Raw genomic sequence first — 16,511 nt, 5'->3', positions numbered from 1 at the left:
TGGATCATTACAATTTATTTTTTCGATATATAATATATCTTCTATTAGTATAAGATAACGGTACACTCCATACATGAACTAAACGTGTAAACGGCCAACATGCTAATATTGTGAATCCTAATAATACATGAATTTTAAATTGAAGTGGTACCTCTAACATTAATTCGGCATGAGGTCTAAATAAAAATAACTGTCTAAACCACACTGAAATTGTTTCACGATAGTTAAATCCTTCATTTGTTATATTAGTAACAAGCGTTGAGTAACATCCCATAAAAATAATTAAAAGTAATAAAAAATTCACGAAGATATCAGAAAATGAACTCAAGCGTCTTACATTTTCAAATGTTATACGTCTTGCTGTTAACAATAACATACCAATCAATGTCATTATACCAAAAATGCTTCCTATATAAACGGCACCAAAATGATAAATTCCTTCAGTAACACCTAATGCTTCTGTCCATGATTCCGGTATTGCCAAACCAACAACATGACCAAAAAACACAGGAATAACTCCTAAATGAAATAATAGACTTCCCCATTTAAGTTGTTTCTTTTCAATTAATTCACTAGACTTGGCTGTCCAAGAAAATTGATCATATTTATATCTTGCAATATGTCCTATAATAAAAATCATCAAACATAAGTAGGGATAAATGACCCACAAAAATTGACTAATCATGTTGCGTCACTCCTTCTGGTGACTTTAGACATAATTTTAATGTCTTACGTAATGCTTGGATAACATATCCATAAGGATGATTATGTTTACCAAGCTCATTTGCCAATGCATACGTACCGTCTTCAATAATCATAATTACAAGTTGAATATTTTCTTCCGCTCTATCATCGCCATACCATTCGATAGTTTGTAGAAATTCTAACATTAACGGTAGATAATCAGATAATTCATTATCTACCATTTTTAATCCAAACATTTCGTATAATACTTTAAGTTTGGCTAACATTTGTCCTCGTTCTTTTTGAGTTTCAAATTTGTTATATGTCATATATAATGGAGAATTTTTACTGAAATCAAATGTATCTGTATAAATTTGTTTTGCTTCAGACAAAGTATAATTCATCATAACTTCTCTAAAATTAACAATATCTTGATAACCAGGATGTTGTGAAGTAATGGATTCATTAAATGTTAATTTTTCTGGAAAGCTTAATAACATTGCTATATAACCAAAACTATCTTGATATTTTTTTAAATTATCGAAATTAATCACGGAATATCCCTCCATAAAAGTTTTCGTTATATATTTCTTGACCTGTTTTTCCAGAACCAACTGCAACGCCGCATCCTTCACAATTTGCACCGAAGTTCTCTCCACCATATCCTTGAGATCCTTGAGCATGATAAGTATCTAAATATGTTTCTTTATGTGATGTTGGTATTACAAAACGTTCTTCATATTTTGCTAAACCTAATAATCGATACATATCAGAAACTTGTCTTTCAGTAAGATCTAAAGCATCTAGCTTTTTAACATCAAATGGTCTATTAGTCACTTTAGCTCTCATATAGCTACGCATCATTGCCATTTTTTGTAAGGATTTTTTCACAGGTTCAGTATCTCCAGCAGTAAACATATTAGCTAAATATTCGATAGGTAATCTCATTTCTTCAATTGCTGGGAAAATCATGTCTGGATCTTGTTGCGTATTTTTACCTTCGAAATAACTCATGATTGGGCTTAATGGTGGACAATACCAAACCATTGGTAAAGTACGATATTCTGGATGTAATGGAAATGCTAATTTATATTCAATAGCCAATTTATATATTGGTGATTGTTGTGCCGCTTCAATCCATTCGTGGTTGATACCATCTTTTTCAGCTTGAGCAATAACATCTTCGTCATATGGATCTAAAAATAATTCTAATTGTTTTTCATATAAGTCTTGTTCATTTTCAGTTGATGCGATTTCTTCAACGCGATCAGCATCATATAAAAGTACGCCTAAATATCTCATACGACCTGTACATGTTTCTGAACATACAGTAGGCATACCTGCTTCAATTCTTGGGAAACAAAATGTACATTTTTCTGCTTTATTTGTTTTCCAGTTGAAGTAAACTTTTTTATAAGGGCAACCAGTCATGCAATATCTCCAACCTCTGCATGCATCTTGGTCAACCAATACAATACCATCTTCATCTCTTTTATACATTGCACCTGAAGGACATGATGCTACGCAACTTGGGTTTAAGCAGTGTTCGCAAAGTCTAGGTAAATACATCATGAATGTTTCATCAAATTGGAATTTAATATCTTCTTCAATTTTTTGGATGTTAGGATCTTTAGGGCCTGTAACATTAGCACCTGCTAAATCATCTTCCCAGTTAGGTCCCCATTCAATATCCATATTTTTCCCAGAAATAACGGAATACGCTCTTGCTACTGGTGAATGGTTACCTTGTTTAGCTGAAGTTAAATGTTCATAGTTATAATTCCATGGTTCATAATAGTCTTGTATTAAAGGCATATCTGGGTTATAAAAGATTTTACCTAAAGCAATCTTAGACCATTTACTACCTGATTTAAGTTGTAATTTTCCTTTTTTATTTAAAACCCAACCACCTTTGTAATGTTCTTGGTCTTCCCATCGTTTCGGATATCCTGTACCTGGTTTAGTTTCAACGTTGTTAAACCACATATACTCAGCACCTGGTCTATTTGTCCATGTGTTTTTACATGTAACACTACAAGTATGACATCCTATACATTTATCTAAATTCAACACCATTGCGATTTGCGCTTTAATCTTCAAGCCAATTGACCTCCTTCATTTTTCTAACTGCAACGTAAACATCTCTTTGATTTCCTATCGGACCGTAGTAGTTAAAATGATAGCTAATTTGAGCATATCCTCCGACTAATTGTGTCGGTTTCAAATGTATTCTAGTTGGTGCGTTATGTGAACCACCTCTTGTATCTGTAATTTCAGATCCAGGTGTTTGAATATGTTTATCTTGAGCATGATACATAAACATTGTTCCTTGAGGCATTCTGTGAGAAATAACCGCTCTAGCAGTAACAACACCGTTTCGGTTGTAAACTTCTAACCAATCATTATCTTTAATATCATGTGCCTCAGCATCTACATTCGAAATCCAAACATTTGGACCACCTCTGAATAGTGTCAACATATGTTTATTATCTTGATACATTGAATGAATATTCCATTTACCATGTGGTGTAAGGTAACGTAATACTAATGCATCCGTGCCACCTTTAATTTTTTTATCTCTTGTACCAAATACCATTGGCGGTAAAGTTGGTTTATATATTGGTAGACTTTCACCAAATTGTTGGAACACTTCATGGTCTAAATAATAACTTTGTCGTCCAGTTAATGTTCTAAATGGTACTAAACGTTCAATATTAGTTGTAAATGGAGAATAACGTCTTCCATTTTTATTTGAACCTGGAAATACCGCTGTTGGTATAACTTCTCTAGGTTGCGATGTAATATTTAAAAATGTAATTTTTTCAGAAGCTCTTTCACTAGATATATCTGCTAATTTCATACCTGTTTGTTGTTCTAAATCTTGGTAAGATTTTTGAGATAATTTCCCATTAGTAGCTGATGAAATATTTAGCATGGCATCTGCAACATTTCGTGCTGAATGAATACGTGGTTTATCATTTTTAATTGAGTCTGGATCGGTATCATTCCATGTACCTAACATACTTTTAAGTTCTTCATATTGATCTTTAACGCTAAAGCTAACTCCATGTGCGCCTATTTTACCTGTCTCAAGTTTAGGTCCTACTGTAACGTATTTATCATAGATTAGTGTGTAATCTCTTTCTACGATTGAAAAGCTAGGCATTGTTTGACCAGGAATCGGATCAATTTCACCTTTAGACCAATCTTTTACAATTCCGAGTGGCGTACCTATTTCTTGTTTTGAGTCATGACCTAATGGTGATGTAACCACATCTTTAAATGTACCTGGAAGATAATCTTTAGCCATTTCAGATACTGCTTTAGCTAATGTTTTATAAATATCCCAATCTGAACGTGATTCCCATAATGGATCAATAGCCGGATTAAATGGATGAACATATGGATGCATGTCTGTTGATGATAAATCGTGTTTTTCGTACCAAGTCGCTGCCGGTAAAACAATATCAGAATATAATGGCGTTGCTGTCATTCTAAAATCAAGTGATACTAATAAATCTAATTTTCCTGTTGTTTCTTCTCTCCATTTGATTTCTTCAGGTTTGTCATCTTCGTTTGGTGAAGCTAATAAACCTGATTTCGTACCTAATAGATGTTTCATGAAATATTCTTGTCCTTTAGCAGAACTTGATATTAAATTTGAACGCCAAACAAACAATGTTTTAGGATGATTTTTTCTTAAATCTGGATCTTCTACTGCAAATTTAGTTTTCTTAGATGTCACTTCATCTATAGCGCGTTTAAGAATTGCTTCATTTGAATTGTCACCATTTTCTTTAGCTTCTTCACCAAATAACAAACTATTTTTGTCAAATTGAGGATATGATGGTAACCAACCTAATTTTGCTGCTGTCACATTATAATCAGCAGGATGTTTATGTTTAATATTTTTAGCTAAAGGTGATTTTAATTTATCTACATCTGATTCTTCGTATTTCCATTGATCAGTAGCAAAGTAAAACCAACTAGTTCCATTTTGTAAACGTGGTGGTCCTTGCCAGTCTTTTGCAAATGCAAGTGTATTCCAGCCTTCTATTGGACGACATTTTTCTTGACCAACGTAGTGAGCCCATCCGCCTCCGTTAACGCCTTGGCAACCACATAACATAACTAAATTGAGTATTGCACGATAAATAGTATCTGAATTGAACCAATGGTTTACGCCAGCGCCCATAATAATCATTGAACGACCTTCAGTATCAATAGCATTTTGTGCAAATTCTTTAGCTACTTGAGTGACTAAATTACTTTTAATACCTGTTATTTCTTGTTGCCATGCTGGAGTATATTTAGAATCTTTATCTTCATAACTATCTGCTTCTAAATCATGGTTAAATCGACGTACGCCATATTGACTTGCCATTAAATCAAATACTGTTGTGATATATGTTTCTGTTCCGTCAGCTAAAGTGACTTTTTTAGTAGGAATTGGTCTTTCAAATATTCCATCACCATTACTATCAAAATATGGAAATTGAATTTGCTGTAATTCATATTCACTATCAGCCATGGATAATGAAGGATCTATTTTGTTTCCTTCATCATCTTCTAATTTAAGATTCCATTGTTTGCCTTCTTCCCATCTTTGTCCCATTGTGCCGTTAGGTACTGTTAACTCATTTGAAATTTCATCAAAAATTAATGGTTTCCATTCCCCATTTTCAGTTTGTTGACCTAAATCAGTAGCTCTTAAAAATCTGCCTGCTTTAAATCCATTTTCATCTTTATCTAACATCAATACGAAAGGCATATCAGTGTATTGTTTAGCGTAATCAATGAAACGTTGGTTTGGTTTGTTTATATAATATTCTTGTAAAATGACGTGTGTCATTGCTTGCGCCACTGCTGCATCTGTACCAGGATTAGGCGCTAACCAATTGTCCGCAAATTTAACGTTCTCTGCATAATCCGGTGCTACAGAAATAACTTTAGTACCTTTATATCTAACTTCTGTCATAAAGTGAGCGTCCGGTGTACGTGTTAAAGGTACATTTGAGCCCCACATAATAATATATGATGCGTTATACCAATCACTTGATTCAGGTACATCAGTTTGTTCTCCCCAAATCTGTGGAGAGGCAGGTGGTAAATCTGCATACCAATCATAAAAGCTAAGCATTTCGCCGCCGAGTAAATTAATAAAACGTGCACCTGCAGCGTAACTCACCATTGACATTGCAGGTATAGGCGTAAATCCTGCAATTCTGTCAGGTCCATCTTTTTTTATTGTGTATAATAATTGAGCTGCTATGATATCAGTAACATCTTTCCAATTAGATCTTACATGGCCACCCATACCTCTTGCAGATTTATACTGTTTAGCTTTTTCTTCATCTTCAACAATAGATGCCCATGCCGCAATTTTATTACCTTGATTTTCTTCTAGTGCTTCTTGCCAGAGTTCTAATAATTTTCCTCTTATATATGGATACTTAACTCTTAAAGGACTATATTCGTACCATGAGAATGATGCTCCTCTTGGGCAACCTCTAGGTTCGTATTCTGGCATATCAGGACCACAGCTTGGATAGTCTGTTTGTTGGTTTTCCCATGTAATAACACCATTTTTAACAAATACTTTCCATGAACATGATCCAGTACAGTTAACACCATGTGTAGTTCTAACTTCTTTATCATGGCTCCAACGTTCTCGATACATTTTCTCCCATTCTCTGCTTTTACTTTCTAATACTGACCAGTTCCCGTTAAATTTTTCTGTTGGTTTAAAAAAATTCAATCCAAATTTCCCCATATATATCCTCCTACACTAGCAAAGTGATTATCTATGTCCGTTAATTAATTTCGCTACTTTTTCTTATATTCAAATTGTATATTTTTTCACAAACTTTTTATATTAGGGAAAGTCCTAATTGAAGGTATAAATCCCCTATGATTTTTTATAATCTTTCAATATTCTTTTTAATAAAAAAAGACCACCTCTTATAGGTGGCCATACTGAAGTCTAAGACAAAGATATAATGTACTCTCTTTTTATTATTGAGTTAGTCATATTTAGGGCTAGCTCCCAAAGGAACAATATAGAATCTAGACTTTAATAAATTGATGATAATATTGATTTTTGATTTTTTCATATAATTGTTGTTGTGAAATATGGTATTTGTTTTTATTTTTTACTTCAATTATGCAACCATATCCTTCATCACTTAATATTTCGCATTTTTCCATTGCTCTTCCTTTTTCCCCTTGGACAATGTAAAAAGGTTGGTCTGGTTTACTATCAATTTTAGATTCCACATAGTTAACGATATCTCCAATAATACAAACGCCTGGCATACCTTCAAGTTGATGAGATTTTATCTTTTGTTGAATATCGCTTAATGTTCCAATAATTACTTTTTCATCAAATAAGGAAGCTCGGAAAATAATAGCGATTGGAAAATTGATATCACTGAATTGTTGTATCTGATTTATTATTTTTGGAAGTCGTTTCACTCCCATATATATTGCTAATGTACCTTTATTAAGGAGCGGAGTAATATCCAACTGATTTTCTTGATTATCTTTAAAATGACCAGTTGAAAAAGTTACGTTTTTAGCTATACTTCTCATCGTCAACCCAATATTCATGGATTGTGCAGCAGCACTTGCAGAAGTTACTCCTGGAACTATTTCAAAATTGATATCTAAATCACTTAGTGTCTCAACTTCTTCATGTAAACGTCCAAATATCGCTGGATCTCCGCCCTTAAGTCTCACAACATGGTTGTGTTCTGAAGCTGCTTTAACCATGAGTTGATTAATATTATCTTGTTGAATATGTTTGGTATAAGGTTTCTTTCCTACATCTACAATTTCTATTTCAGGTTTAGCATACTGTAAGATTAATGGATTTACCAATCTGTCATATAGAATAATATCTGCATTTTCTATAAGACGTTGTGCTTTCTTAGTTAGAAAATTAGGATTACCTGGTCCAGCACCTACTAAATATACTTGACCATAGTTACTTACAGACATATGAATATATCTCCATCGATAATTTCCACAGGATAAGTTTCTACACAACCGGTATCTGGTTCTTGCACATTACCAGTAGTTAAGTCTATTTTTTGGTCATGTAATGGACAATAAACAAAATCTCCACTTACTGTGCCTTCTGATAATGGTCCTTGTTTATGTGGACATACATTATTCACTGCAAAAATTTTACCTTCATTCGTTAAAAACAAACCAATTTCTTTATCTTTTACAATTACTTTTTTTCCAATGAGTGGTGTTAATTCATTCAAATTAGAAACTTTAATCTTTTCCATACTTTTCATAACTATACCCTCTCAACTTCAAAGATTTTTTGTGATGCTTTGTCATTGGCTATTGCTTGCCATGGTTCTTCTTTAATTGCTTGTTTAGCATCCATCACTCTATCGAATAAAGCTTGTTGGCGTTCAGGGTCCAATAAAACTTCTTTTACATTTTCAAATCCAAGACGTTCTAACCAAGGCGCTGTTCTTTCAGCATATATACCAGTTTCACGATAATATTGCATTAACGCACCGCACATACGTATTACGTCATCTTCGGTTTCTACTGTAGTTAAGAACTGTCCTTTTGTTACTTCAGTTCCTCCATTGCCACCAATATATAATTGGTATCCATTTTCAACAGAAATGACACCAAAGTCTTTCACACCAGATTCTACACAACTTCTAGGACAACCTGATACGCCCATTTTAAATTTATGAGGTGTATCAATATATTCAAAGGTTTTCTCTAATCTGATACCTAATCGTGTTGTATATTGCGTTCCAAAGCGACAAAATTCTTTACCAACACAACTTTTAACGGATCTTGTTTTTTTACCATATGCTGAAGCAGAACGCATACCTAAATCTTTCCATACTTGTGGAAGTTCATCTTTTTTCAATCCATATAACCCAACACGTTGTGATCCTGTTACTTTTACAAGAGGTACATCATATTTTTTAGCAACTTCACCAAGTCTAATTAATTGATCTGCATCTGTCACACCGCCACGCATTTGAGGTATTACAGAGAAAGTACCATCATTTTGAATATTTGCATGATATCTTTCATTTGCAAAACGTGATTCTTTTTCATCTTTATGTTCATATGGATATACCATATTCAAATAGTAATTAATAGCTGGACGACATTTAGGACATCCATTTTTATCTTTGAAATCAAGGACATGTCTAACTTCTTTTGATGTTTTTAAACCTTTTGCTCTAATTTGAGTTACAATTTGATCACGTGTTAAATCTGTACAAGCACATATTCCTGAAGGTTTAGCGGCAACAAAATCATCACCTAAAGCATATTGTAAGATTTCTCCTATTTGACCTTTACATTTACCACATGAATTACCTGCTTTTGTTGCTTTAGTTACTTCATCTACAGAAGTTAGTCCGTTCTCTTTAATAGCTTTGACAATAGTGCCTTTGTCTACACCATTACATCCACATATTGTTTCATCATCAGCCATATCTTCTATAGAGTTACTAGCTTCCTCTCCACCTTTAGTTAGTAATGAAACTAATGTATAATCTTCAATTGATTCGTGCTTTTTCATCATATTGTAAAATCGTGAACCATCATCTGTATTTCCATATAGTACTGCACCAACGACTTCGCCATCTTTTAGAAATACTTTCTTATAGTTATTATCTACACTATTAAAAATTTCAATACCTTTAATTTCAGGTGATTCAACTATTTGACCGGCGCTGTATAAATCACAACCAGATACTTTTAATGACGTAAATGTTGTTGAACCTTTGTAACCTTCTGTGTCATTATCAGTTAAATAGTCAGCAAGTACTTTACCTTGTTCATATAATGGTGCAACTAATCCATAAACTTTACCTTGGTGTTCAGCACATTCTCCTACAGCATATATATTAGGGTCGCTCGTTTGCATCATATCATTAACTACAATACCTCTATTTACTTCTAAATCACTTTGTTTAGCTAATTCAGTATATGGTCTTATTCCAACAGCCATAACGACTAAATCCGCTTCTAAAACACGTCCATCAGCTAAACGTACAGCTTCAACATCTTCTTCACCTAAAATTTCTTTTGTATTAGCTTGTAATTCAAAATTCATTCCTTGCTTTTCTAAGTCAGCTTTTAACATTTGTCCAGCTTTCGCGTCTAGTTGCATTTCCATAAGCCATTCAGCTAAATGAATTACCGTTACTTCCATACCTTGGTCTAGTAAACCTCTCGCACATTCTAAACCTAAAAGGCCCCCACCAATAACAATTGCATGTTTTTTAGATTTAGCAATTTCCATCATGCGTTTAGTATCATCAATCGTTCTCCATCCAATGACACTTGGAAAATCAGAACCTTGGATTGGTAAAACAAATGCTTTAGATCCAGTTGCAAATATACATTGATCATAATCAACTTCGATGCCACTCTCTGTCATAACTTTTTGATTATTACGATCTATTTTAATAGCTGGGTCATTATTAATAAGTTGGATATTATGCTCATCATACCAATCATATGAATTCATTATCGTCTCTTCTACTGACATTTTATTTTGTAAAATATTGGATAACATTATTCGGTTGTAATTTGGATATGGTTCCTTACCGATAATAGTAATATCAAAACGTTCATCGTCTCTTTCAAGAATCTCTTCAATCGTTCTCAAACCTGCCATACCATTTCCTATCATCACTAATTTCTTTTTAGCCATAAATATGCCCCTTTATCACTTGTGAATAGTTTTTATTAAAGGATTGGATAATTAGGCACATAGATTTTTCTTATACATATAATGCTTCGAATCGCTCTCTAATGATTAATTTAAGTGAATCATCAAAGTTAATTGAAGGTGTGATGTGTAGATTGCAGTGAATAGGCATCTCATCAATCACTCCTTTCACTTTGTTGACTAATCTGCCATCAAAAAAGAACAAAGGCACTATAATAAGTTCATCATATTGTTTTGATATTTCTTCTAAGTCATTTCTAAATGTTAATGCACCGTACAATGTGCGTGCATACACAGGTTGTTTCGAATCAACTGCTTTTACAAAGTCTTTAAGTTCGTCATGAGCCTTTGTAAATCGACCGCTACCATTACCATGTGCGATAATAACAACCGCTGCGTTGGAAACATCGGATAATTTCACATCATCAATTCTTCTTTCAACTAATGCTTTCATATATGGATGTGTTCCTAACGGTTCACTAATATGACTAGAGATATTCGGATACTTATTTTGCATTTTCATTAAAATATCTGGAATATCACTCATATAGTGCATTGCACTAAAAATAAGTAATGGTACAATTCTAAATTCTTTAATACCTTGATGAATCATTCTTTCCATCGTTAATTCTAAACTTTGTGTATCACTCTCTAAAAATGCTAATTCATAATGGTAGTCTTCGTCTTTCAATAAAGTTGCAATAAATTCTGCTAAGGCCTTATTCTGTTTTCCTTTTCTCATACCATGTGCCACTAAAATATTGCCTACCATAAAAACCAATCCTTTCACCTTGAATTGTAAACTAATTCTATGTATTTTTGTGATTATTTTCACATTTTAAGGAAAAATCAGGGAATCCCCTTATATAACAAGTATTATTTATATAGGTTTTTTGGTCTTATAAAAAGCTATGAATAAAGATTTATTTTACATGAAATAAGATATATAATTGAATAGTTGGTTGTTAATATATTACACAAGTAATCACTATTCTAAATGAATAGTCATATACATAATGATTCGCACCTAATTATTAATTAACAACTTAATCTATTTTCATATTAGAGAGGAGATATGTTCATGAAAAGATTTACCTTTTTAATTATTATTGTATCTTTTATTTTAGCGAGCTGTAGTAATAATAACGCTTCTAAAAAGGATACTTTAAATGTTGAGATACCCTTAAAAACAACATCTATTGCGCCTTATGAAACTGACGTACCTGTCAAAGTTGGAGCATTAGAATCTTTATTTAAAATGTCTAAAGACGGTAAAGTGAAACCTTTGTTAGTGAAATCATACAAACAAAAATCTAATGACACATTAACACTTACACTTAAAGACAACATCAAATTCCAAAATGGTCATAAATTAACTGGTGATGCAGTGAAACGAAGTCTTGAACAAGGTATAGAAAAGAGTGATTTATTAAGAGGTTCATTACCAATAGATAACATTACTGCTAAAGGTCAAAAAGTGACTATCAAAACAAAAGAACCTTATCCTGAATTAAAATCAGAACTTGCTAGTCCATTTGCTGCTATTTATGATACGAAAGCAAAAGAAAAAGTCGCTGATCAACCTGTTGGTACAGGTCCTTATAAAATTGACAATTATAAACGTTCACAAAAAATTGAACTATCAAAATTCAAAGATTATTGGCAAGGTAACCCTAGATTAAGTAAAATTAACGTCACTTATCATGAAGATGGTAACACTCGTGTTAGTCACTTACTATCTGGCAAATCTGACTTAACAACAGACGTACCAATCGATCAAGTCAATGATGTAAAGAAATCTAATAAAGCAAATATCCAAAGTACTTCAGGTTTCCGAACTCATTTATTACTTTATAACCATGACAGTAAAAAAATGAATAAAAATGTTCGTGAGGCCTTTGATTCAGTCATCAATCGTAAAGAAATAGCGAAAACTATTTCAAAAAATTATGCTAAACCGGCATCTGGACCTTTCAATAGTAGATTGAAAAATATTGATGAAGGTAAAGTTCAACCTCAAGATATTAACAAAGCTAAAAAATTATTGGCTAAAGAAGGATACTCTAAATCTCATCCATTAAAAATAAATATGGTAACTTATGATGGTCGACCAGAATTACCTAAAATTGGACAAGTCATTCAGTCTGAAGCTAAAAAAGCTAATATTGATGTAAAACTTCGAAATGTAGATGATATTGAAGGTTACTTGAAAGATAAAAATGCTTGGGATGCATCGATGTATAGTTATTTAACTGTCCCTAGAGGAGATACTGGTTACTTCTTTAACACTGCTTATTTACCAAAAGGTGCTAATAATAAAGGAAACTATGATAATAAAGAAGTCACTCAACAAATCAAACAACTTAATCAAACATTTGGTCAATCTCAACGTGAACAAATGACTAATAACATTTTGAGAACATCTAACAAAGATATTCCAAATAGTTATATTACTTATAATGATCAAATTGATGGCGTAAGTAAAAATGTTAAAAACTTTAATGTTAGACCAGAATCAATCTATTTAATTGATTATAAAGTAGATAAGAAATAAATATTAAAAGAAACTAGGACATAAATCCTAGAAAAATAGCCAGTAAATGAGTTTATCCAAAAAACTCATTTACTGGCTTCTTTATTTATAATACTTCGTATTATCGGCTCGCTTTCTTAGGGGACAGCTTCAGCCTGTAGTCTTCAGCTTGTCCTGTTCACTCAAGAGTCTCGCCAAAATACATCGTATTTATATGTAATTTTACATCAAAACAATTTAAAAAAATAAGACCCCTTCGTATAATTTAATAAACATCACTAAACAAACTTAACGAGATACCTTATGTATAAAGATCATAACATGACTCAACTTACACTACTAATGGAAACTTCAGTTCTTATCCCCACAAATGATATGTCACGACATGTTAATAAAATCGTTGAAACTATTCCACATAATGAATTCGATGAATTCAAACATCATCGTGGAGACACATCATATCATCCTAAAATAATGTTGAAAGTCATTTTATATGACTATACACAATTTGTATTTTCTGGTAGTAAAATAGAATAATTACTTAACGATAGTATACGAATGATGTGGCTTTTACAAAATCAAACGCCTTATACATTTGTATGGAAAAAGAGTTTTCAAAATTATGAATCCAAAATGAATAAAGATTCTAAAGCACTTTATCATGAACTAGTGACAAATCAGTTCGGAACATGTCAGTTCCGAGCTTTTGAATTTTAAAATGGCGGTTGTCCTAATATTTTTTCTTCAAAGCGTTCTGGAATTAAAATTTTTCTCATGATAACGCCTAAATCTCCATCGTCATTTTCATGCTTTGCATAAATTTCATAGCCTCTTTTTTCATAAATACTTAATAACCATGGATGTAAACGTGCTGACGTACCTAATGTCACCGCTGCTGCTTTTAATGTATCTCTTAAAAAATCTTCTTCTACATATTTCAATAACTGACTTCCATAGCCTAGTCCATCAAATTCTGGTTTAGTTGCAAACCACCATACAAACGGATAGCCAGAAATACTTCTAACACTTCCCCACGGATAACGAACCGTAATTGTTGAAATAATTGTATTATCTAATTCTAATACGAAAGTTGTATTATTCTTGATATTATCTTTGACCATTTCAACGCTAGCATTGACTGATGGCCAATCTATACCTAATTCTCTTAAAGGTGTAAAAGCATCATACATTAATTGGTGAATTTCCTTAGTGTCTTTCTCGTTTGCAATTCTTATATTGAAATTACTCATCTTATTCACGTCCCCATTTTTCTCATTTCATGATTTTAAGCGTAAAAAGAAATGAGTATATAGTCAATTAACTTGATTCAGCTTACATTAATTTCTAAAAAAAGCATAAGTCGTTCAATGTTTATTATGAACGCTTACGCTTTATTATCAATTTATTTTAATTGATTTCTTTGGCCATTTAGATACGCATAGACTAATCCTACAAAAATACCGCCACCAATGTAGTTACCAATTAAAGCAAATACGATATTTTTCAAAACACCTAAACCTGATAAGGCATCTATATTAAAAAATAACATCCCTGAAAATAGTCCTGCATTGAAAACAACGTGTTCATATCCCATGAATACAAAAACAACAACGCCACATGCAATAAAGAACGCTTTAGCCAATCCTTCTTTAAATTGCATAGAAACAAATATTCCAATATTAATGAAGAAATTACAGAAAATACCTTTAACTAGAATAGTTAACCATGTGGACGCTTCTGTTTTCTTATGTACTGTTTCAGTTAATGCACTTGTCATTTCTGGAGTCATAATATGTGCATATTTCATTAAGAAAAATAAAATGATGCCCCCAATAATGTTGCCAATAAAACAAAATGTAAATATCCAAATCATCTTATTTAAGCGAATCGCTTTATAATACCAACCTACAGTTAAATACATAAAGTTACTAGTAAGTAATTCTGAATTGGTCAATACGATTAATACTAAGGCTAAACTAAATGCAATAGCACCTAATAAATTAATCAACCCATCAATATGTGTAGATGCAAATTGTGTTTTAATGGCAAGCATAAACACAGTAACAATGGCTAACAAAAAACCAGCCATCATTGATTTTAAAGCATATCTCATAGGTGTTTTATCAGCCATCACTTCTTTCATTTGTGTTTGGCCGACGATTGTTTCTATAATCTCTTTCGTCACATATGTATCCTTAGTGCTTTTACGATTTTCTATCATTTCTATCCTCCATAAATATCTCACTCTTTATTCTAACCACACTTATTATATGTGGAATTAAAGATAAAAAATAGAGGCAAATCTACTAAAAATTAAAGTTTCACTATTATTAAACTACTTTTCACTTTAATAAATATCAAAAAATACTACCTACATCAACAACTATGACGTAGGTAGCTAATATTCTTATATTTAGTAATTAATACATTATTTTGCTTTTCTTTTTAATTTAGCAAAGTAATGTAATCCTGTAGCAAAAATACCATATCCTAATAATGTTCTTAATACAAAGCGTAAATAACGATTAGATATACATTTTGAACTAACAGTTATAGCTGAGACTAAATGTGTTAATGAGTATAATACTAATACAATAAGATATCTTTTCTTCATTTAAAATCTACCTCTTCTTTGATTTGTTTATACCTATATTATACATCACTCATCCAACACTAAATGGTACAATTCGTTAACAATTATGATTCTAATAATTTTTCTAGTTGATCTAATGTTGAATTCATACCTTGTTCAACACCCATATCAAGCGCTTGTTGAGCAGCATCTTCTGTTGGGAAGACTGACGTCGATGTTACTGTTGTTTGATTGGGTTTTTCTTCGTTAAATTCGATAACAATATGCATACCTGGCATACTTGTATCCTTTTCCCCATCAGGTGTAGCAAAGAAGTCTAAATACTCTATATAATTCGGTTTCTCAACTTTTTTATACTCTGACAAAGTGTAACTTGTTACGCTAGGTGTATGAATTGCGAAAAACGCGTGCCCACCTTCTTCGACATTAAATTCAAATACTTCAGTTGAAGCGCCTGCAGGGTGAAACCATTGCTTAAATAAATCCTCTTGAGTATAGGCATTGAACACTTCATGTATTGTACCTTTAAATGTTCTTGAAAAAATAATTTTATTTTTATCAATGTTAATAGTCATAGTCCATCTCCTAATTCATTATGTTTTAACCAGTTTAATCATAGCAAAATATAGAAATAGTTACTAAAGAATTTATTTATTAAAAAAGCACTTCAAAAGTTAAATGTGATGTGCACCCCAAAAGTTGGACTGAAAATCTAACTTTAGGGGGTGCATTTTTTATGGGTAAACATTATAAATTTGAAATCAAATTAAAAATAGTTCACGAATATTTAAATAGTAGTTTAGGATATAAGAGATTAACTAAAAAATATAATCTTTCTCATCATTCTTTACTTCAAAGATGGGTTAACCAGTATTTGGAATCGGGCCCAGAAGGATTAGATAAAAAAATGAAAAATAGCTCATATACTAGAGATTTTAAAGTATCTGTTTTAAGATTTAGACAAGAAAATC

14 protein-coding genes and 1 pseudogene are annotated in these 16,511 nt (G+C 32.1%); 3 read left to right on the top strand and 12 right to left on the bottom strand.

From position 1 onward, the window contains the following. Positions 1-7: 7 nt before the first annotated feature. The 8 genes from narI to N524_RS0104385 all read right to left on the bottom strand — a co-directional run bounded on the left by narI (position 8) and on the right by N524_RS0104385 (position 11,186). Positions 8-685, bottom strand: a complete 678-nt coding sequence (gene narI / locus N524_RS0104420; RefSeq protein WP_017637738.1) for a respiratory nitrate reductase subunit gamma — start codon at positions 683-685, stop codon at positions 8-10. Then, complete coding sequence (gene narJ / locus N524_RS0104415) at positions 678-1,238, bottom strand: nitrate reductase molybdenum cofactor assembly chaperone (RefSeq protein ID WP_029055760.1); 561 nt, start codon at positions 1,236-1,238, stop codon at positions 678-680. The genes narI and narJ overlap by 8 nt, the downstream gene beginning before the upstream one ends. Next, positions 1,231-2,784: a nitrate reductase subunit beta gene (gene narH, locus N524_RS0104410; RefSeq protein ID WP_017637736.1), complete on the bottom strand. Its 1,554-nt coding sequence runs from the start codon at positions 2,782-2,784 to the stop codon at positions 1,231-1,233. Before narH ends, narJ begins: the two co-directional genes overlap by 8 nt. Next, positions 2,774-6,457 (bottom strand): nitrate reductase subunit alpha, encoded by a 3,684-nt coding sequence (locus N524_RS0104405; protein ID WP_017637735.1) that lies wholly within the window; start codon positions 6,455-6,457, stop codon positions 2,774-2,776. The genes narH and N524_RS0104405 overlap by 11 nt, the downstream gene beginning before the upstream one ends. A gap of 293 nt (positions 6,458-6,750) precedes the next feature. After that, positions 6,751-7,683, bottom strand: a complete 933-nt coding sequence (cobA, locus tag N524_RS0104400; protein ID WP_029055759.1) for a uroporphyrinogen-III C-methyltransferase — start codon at positions 7,681-7,683, stop codon at positions 6,751-6,753. Next, positions 7,674-7,988, bottom strand: a complete 315-nt coding sequence (gene nirD, locus N524_RS0104395) for a nitrite reductase small subunit NirD (protein ID WP_017637733.1) — start codon at positions 7,986-7,988, stop codon at positions 7,674-7,676. Before nirD ends, cobA begins: the two co-directional genes overlap by 10 nt. A gap of 2 nt (positions 7,989-7,990) precedes the next feature. Next, positions 7,991-10,396 carry a nitrite reductase large subunit NirB gene (gene nirB / locus N524_RS0104390; RefSeq protein ID WP_017637732.1) on the bottom strand — a complete coding sequence of 802 codons (2,406 nt, stop codon included), beginning with the start codon at positions 10,394-10,396 and terminating at the stop codon, positions 7,991-7,993. A gap of 70 nt (positions 10,397-10,466) precedes the next feature. Then, positions 10,467-11,186, bottom strand: coding sequence for a sirohydrochlorin chelatase (locus N524_RS0104385; RefSeq protein ID WP_017637731.1), 720 nt, complete (start codon positions 11,184-11,186; stop codon positions 10,467-10,469). Between the two features lie 309 nt (positions 11,187-11,495). Between N524_RS0104385 and nikA the strand changes: the two genes are divergently transcribed. Further along, positions 11,496-12,968, top strand: a complete 1,473-nt coding sequence (nikA, locus tag N524_RS0104380; protein ID WP_029055758.1) for a nickel ABC transporter substrate-binding protein — start codon at positions 11,496-11,498, stop codon at positions 12,966-12,968. Between the two features lie 282 nt (positions 12,969-13,250). Then, positions 13,251-13,628 (top strand): annotated as a pseudogene (locus N524_RS13160) (transposase); the annotation flags it as partial. Positions 13,629-13,660: 32 nt separating this feature from the next. Here N524_RS13160 and N524_RS0104365 read toward each other — a convergent pair. The 4 genes from N524_RS0104365 to N524_RS0104350 form a co-directional block, all read right to left on the bottom strand. Continuing rightward, on the bottom strand, positions 13,661-14,197 hold the full coding sequence (locus N524_RS0104365) for a GNAT family N-acetyltransferase (protein WP_029055756.1): 537 nt from the start codon (positions 14,195-14,197) through the stop codon (positions 13,661-13,663). 152 nt (positions 14,198-14,349) lie between these two features. Beyond that, positions 14,350-15,168: a formate/nitrite transporter family protein gene (locus tag N524_RS0104360; RefSeq protein WP_017637727.1), complete on the bottom strand. Its 819-nt coding sequence runs from the start codon at positions 15,166-15,168 to the stop codon at positions 14,350-14,352. 207 nt (positions 15,169-15,375) lie between these two features. Further along, positions 15,376-15,561 (bottom strand): hypothetical protein, encoded by a 186-nt coding sequence (locus N524_RS0104355; RefSeq protein WP_017637726.1) that lies wholly within the window; start codon positions 15,559-15,561, stop codon positions 15,376-15,378. A gap of 83 nt (positions 15,562-15,644) precedes the next feature. After that, on the bottom strand, positions 15,645-16,115 hold the full coding sequence (locus tag N524_RS0104350) for an SRPBCC family protein (RefSeq protein WP_017637725.1): 471 nt from the start codon (positions 16,113-16,115) through the stop codon (positions 15,645-15,647). A 161-nt stretch (positions 16,116-16,276) separates the two neighbouring features. Between N524_RS0104350 and N524_RS0104345 the strand changes: the two genes are divergently transcribed. Beyond that, positions 16,277-16,511, top strand: a 235-nt coding sequence (locus N524_RS0104345; protein ID WP_029055755.1) for a helix-turn-helix domain-containing protein, incomplete at its 3' end; no start/stop codon positions are given.

It is taken from the genome of Staphylococcus sp. URHA0057, assembly GCF_000620265.1.
GTDB classification, from domain to species: domain Bacteria; phylum Bacillota; class Bacilli; order Staphylococcales; family Staphylococcaceae; genus Staphylococcus; species Staphylococcus pasteuri.
The sequence above is the reverse complement of the archived record's forward strand: the minus strand, read 5'-3'. Positions and strand labels throughout refer to the sequence as shown.

Excerpts from the sequence above, each read along its gene's own strand:
- N524_RS0104355 (WP_017637726.1), bottom strand. The coding sequence starts at position 15,561 with ATGAAGAAAAGATATCTTATTGTATTAGTATTATACTCATTAACACAT.
- nirD (WP_017637733.1), bottom strand. The coding sequence starts at position 7,988 with ATGAAAAGTATGGAAAAGATTAAAGTTTCTAATTTGAATGAATTAACA.
- cobA (WP_029055759.1), bottom strand. The coding sequence starts at position 7,683 with ATGTCTGTAAGTAACTATGGTCAAGTATATTTAGTAGGTGCTGGACCA.
- N524_RS0104350 (WP_017637725.1), bottom strand. The coding sequence starts at position 16,115 with ATGACTATTAACATTGATAAAAATAAAATTATTTTTTCAAGAACATTT.
- nikA (WP_029055758.1), top strand. The coding sequence starts at position 11,496 with ATGAAAAGATTTACCTTTTTAATTATTATTGTATCTTTTATTTTAGCG.
- narI (WP_017637738.1), bottom strand. The coding sequence starts at position 685 with ATGATTAGTCAATTTTTGTGGGTCATTTATCCCTACTTATGTTTGATG.
- nirB (WP_017637732.1), bottom strand. The coding sequence starts at position 10,396 with ATGGCTAAAAAGAAATTAGTGATGATAGGAAATGGTATGGCAGGTTTG.
- N524_RS0104365 (WP_029055756.1), bottom strand. The coding sequence starts at position 14,197 with ATGAGTAATTTCAATATAAGAATTGCAAACGAGAAAGACACTAAGGAA.
- N524_RS0104385 (WP_017637731.1), bottom strand. The coding sequence starts at position 11,186 with ATGGTAGGCAATATTTTAGTGGCACATGGTATGAGAAAAGGAAAACAG.
- N524_RS0104360 (WP_017637727.1), bottom strand. The coding sequence starts at position 15,168 with ATGATAGAAAATCGTAAAAGCACTAAGGATACATATGTGACGAAAGAG.
- N524_RS0104405 (WP_017637735.1), bottom strand. The coding sequence starts at position 6,457 with ATGGGGAAATTTGGATTGAATTTTTTTAAACCAACAGAAAAATTTAAC.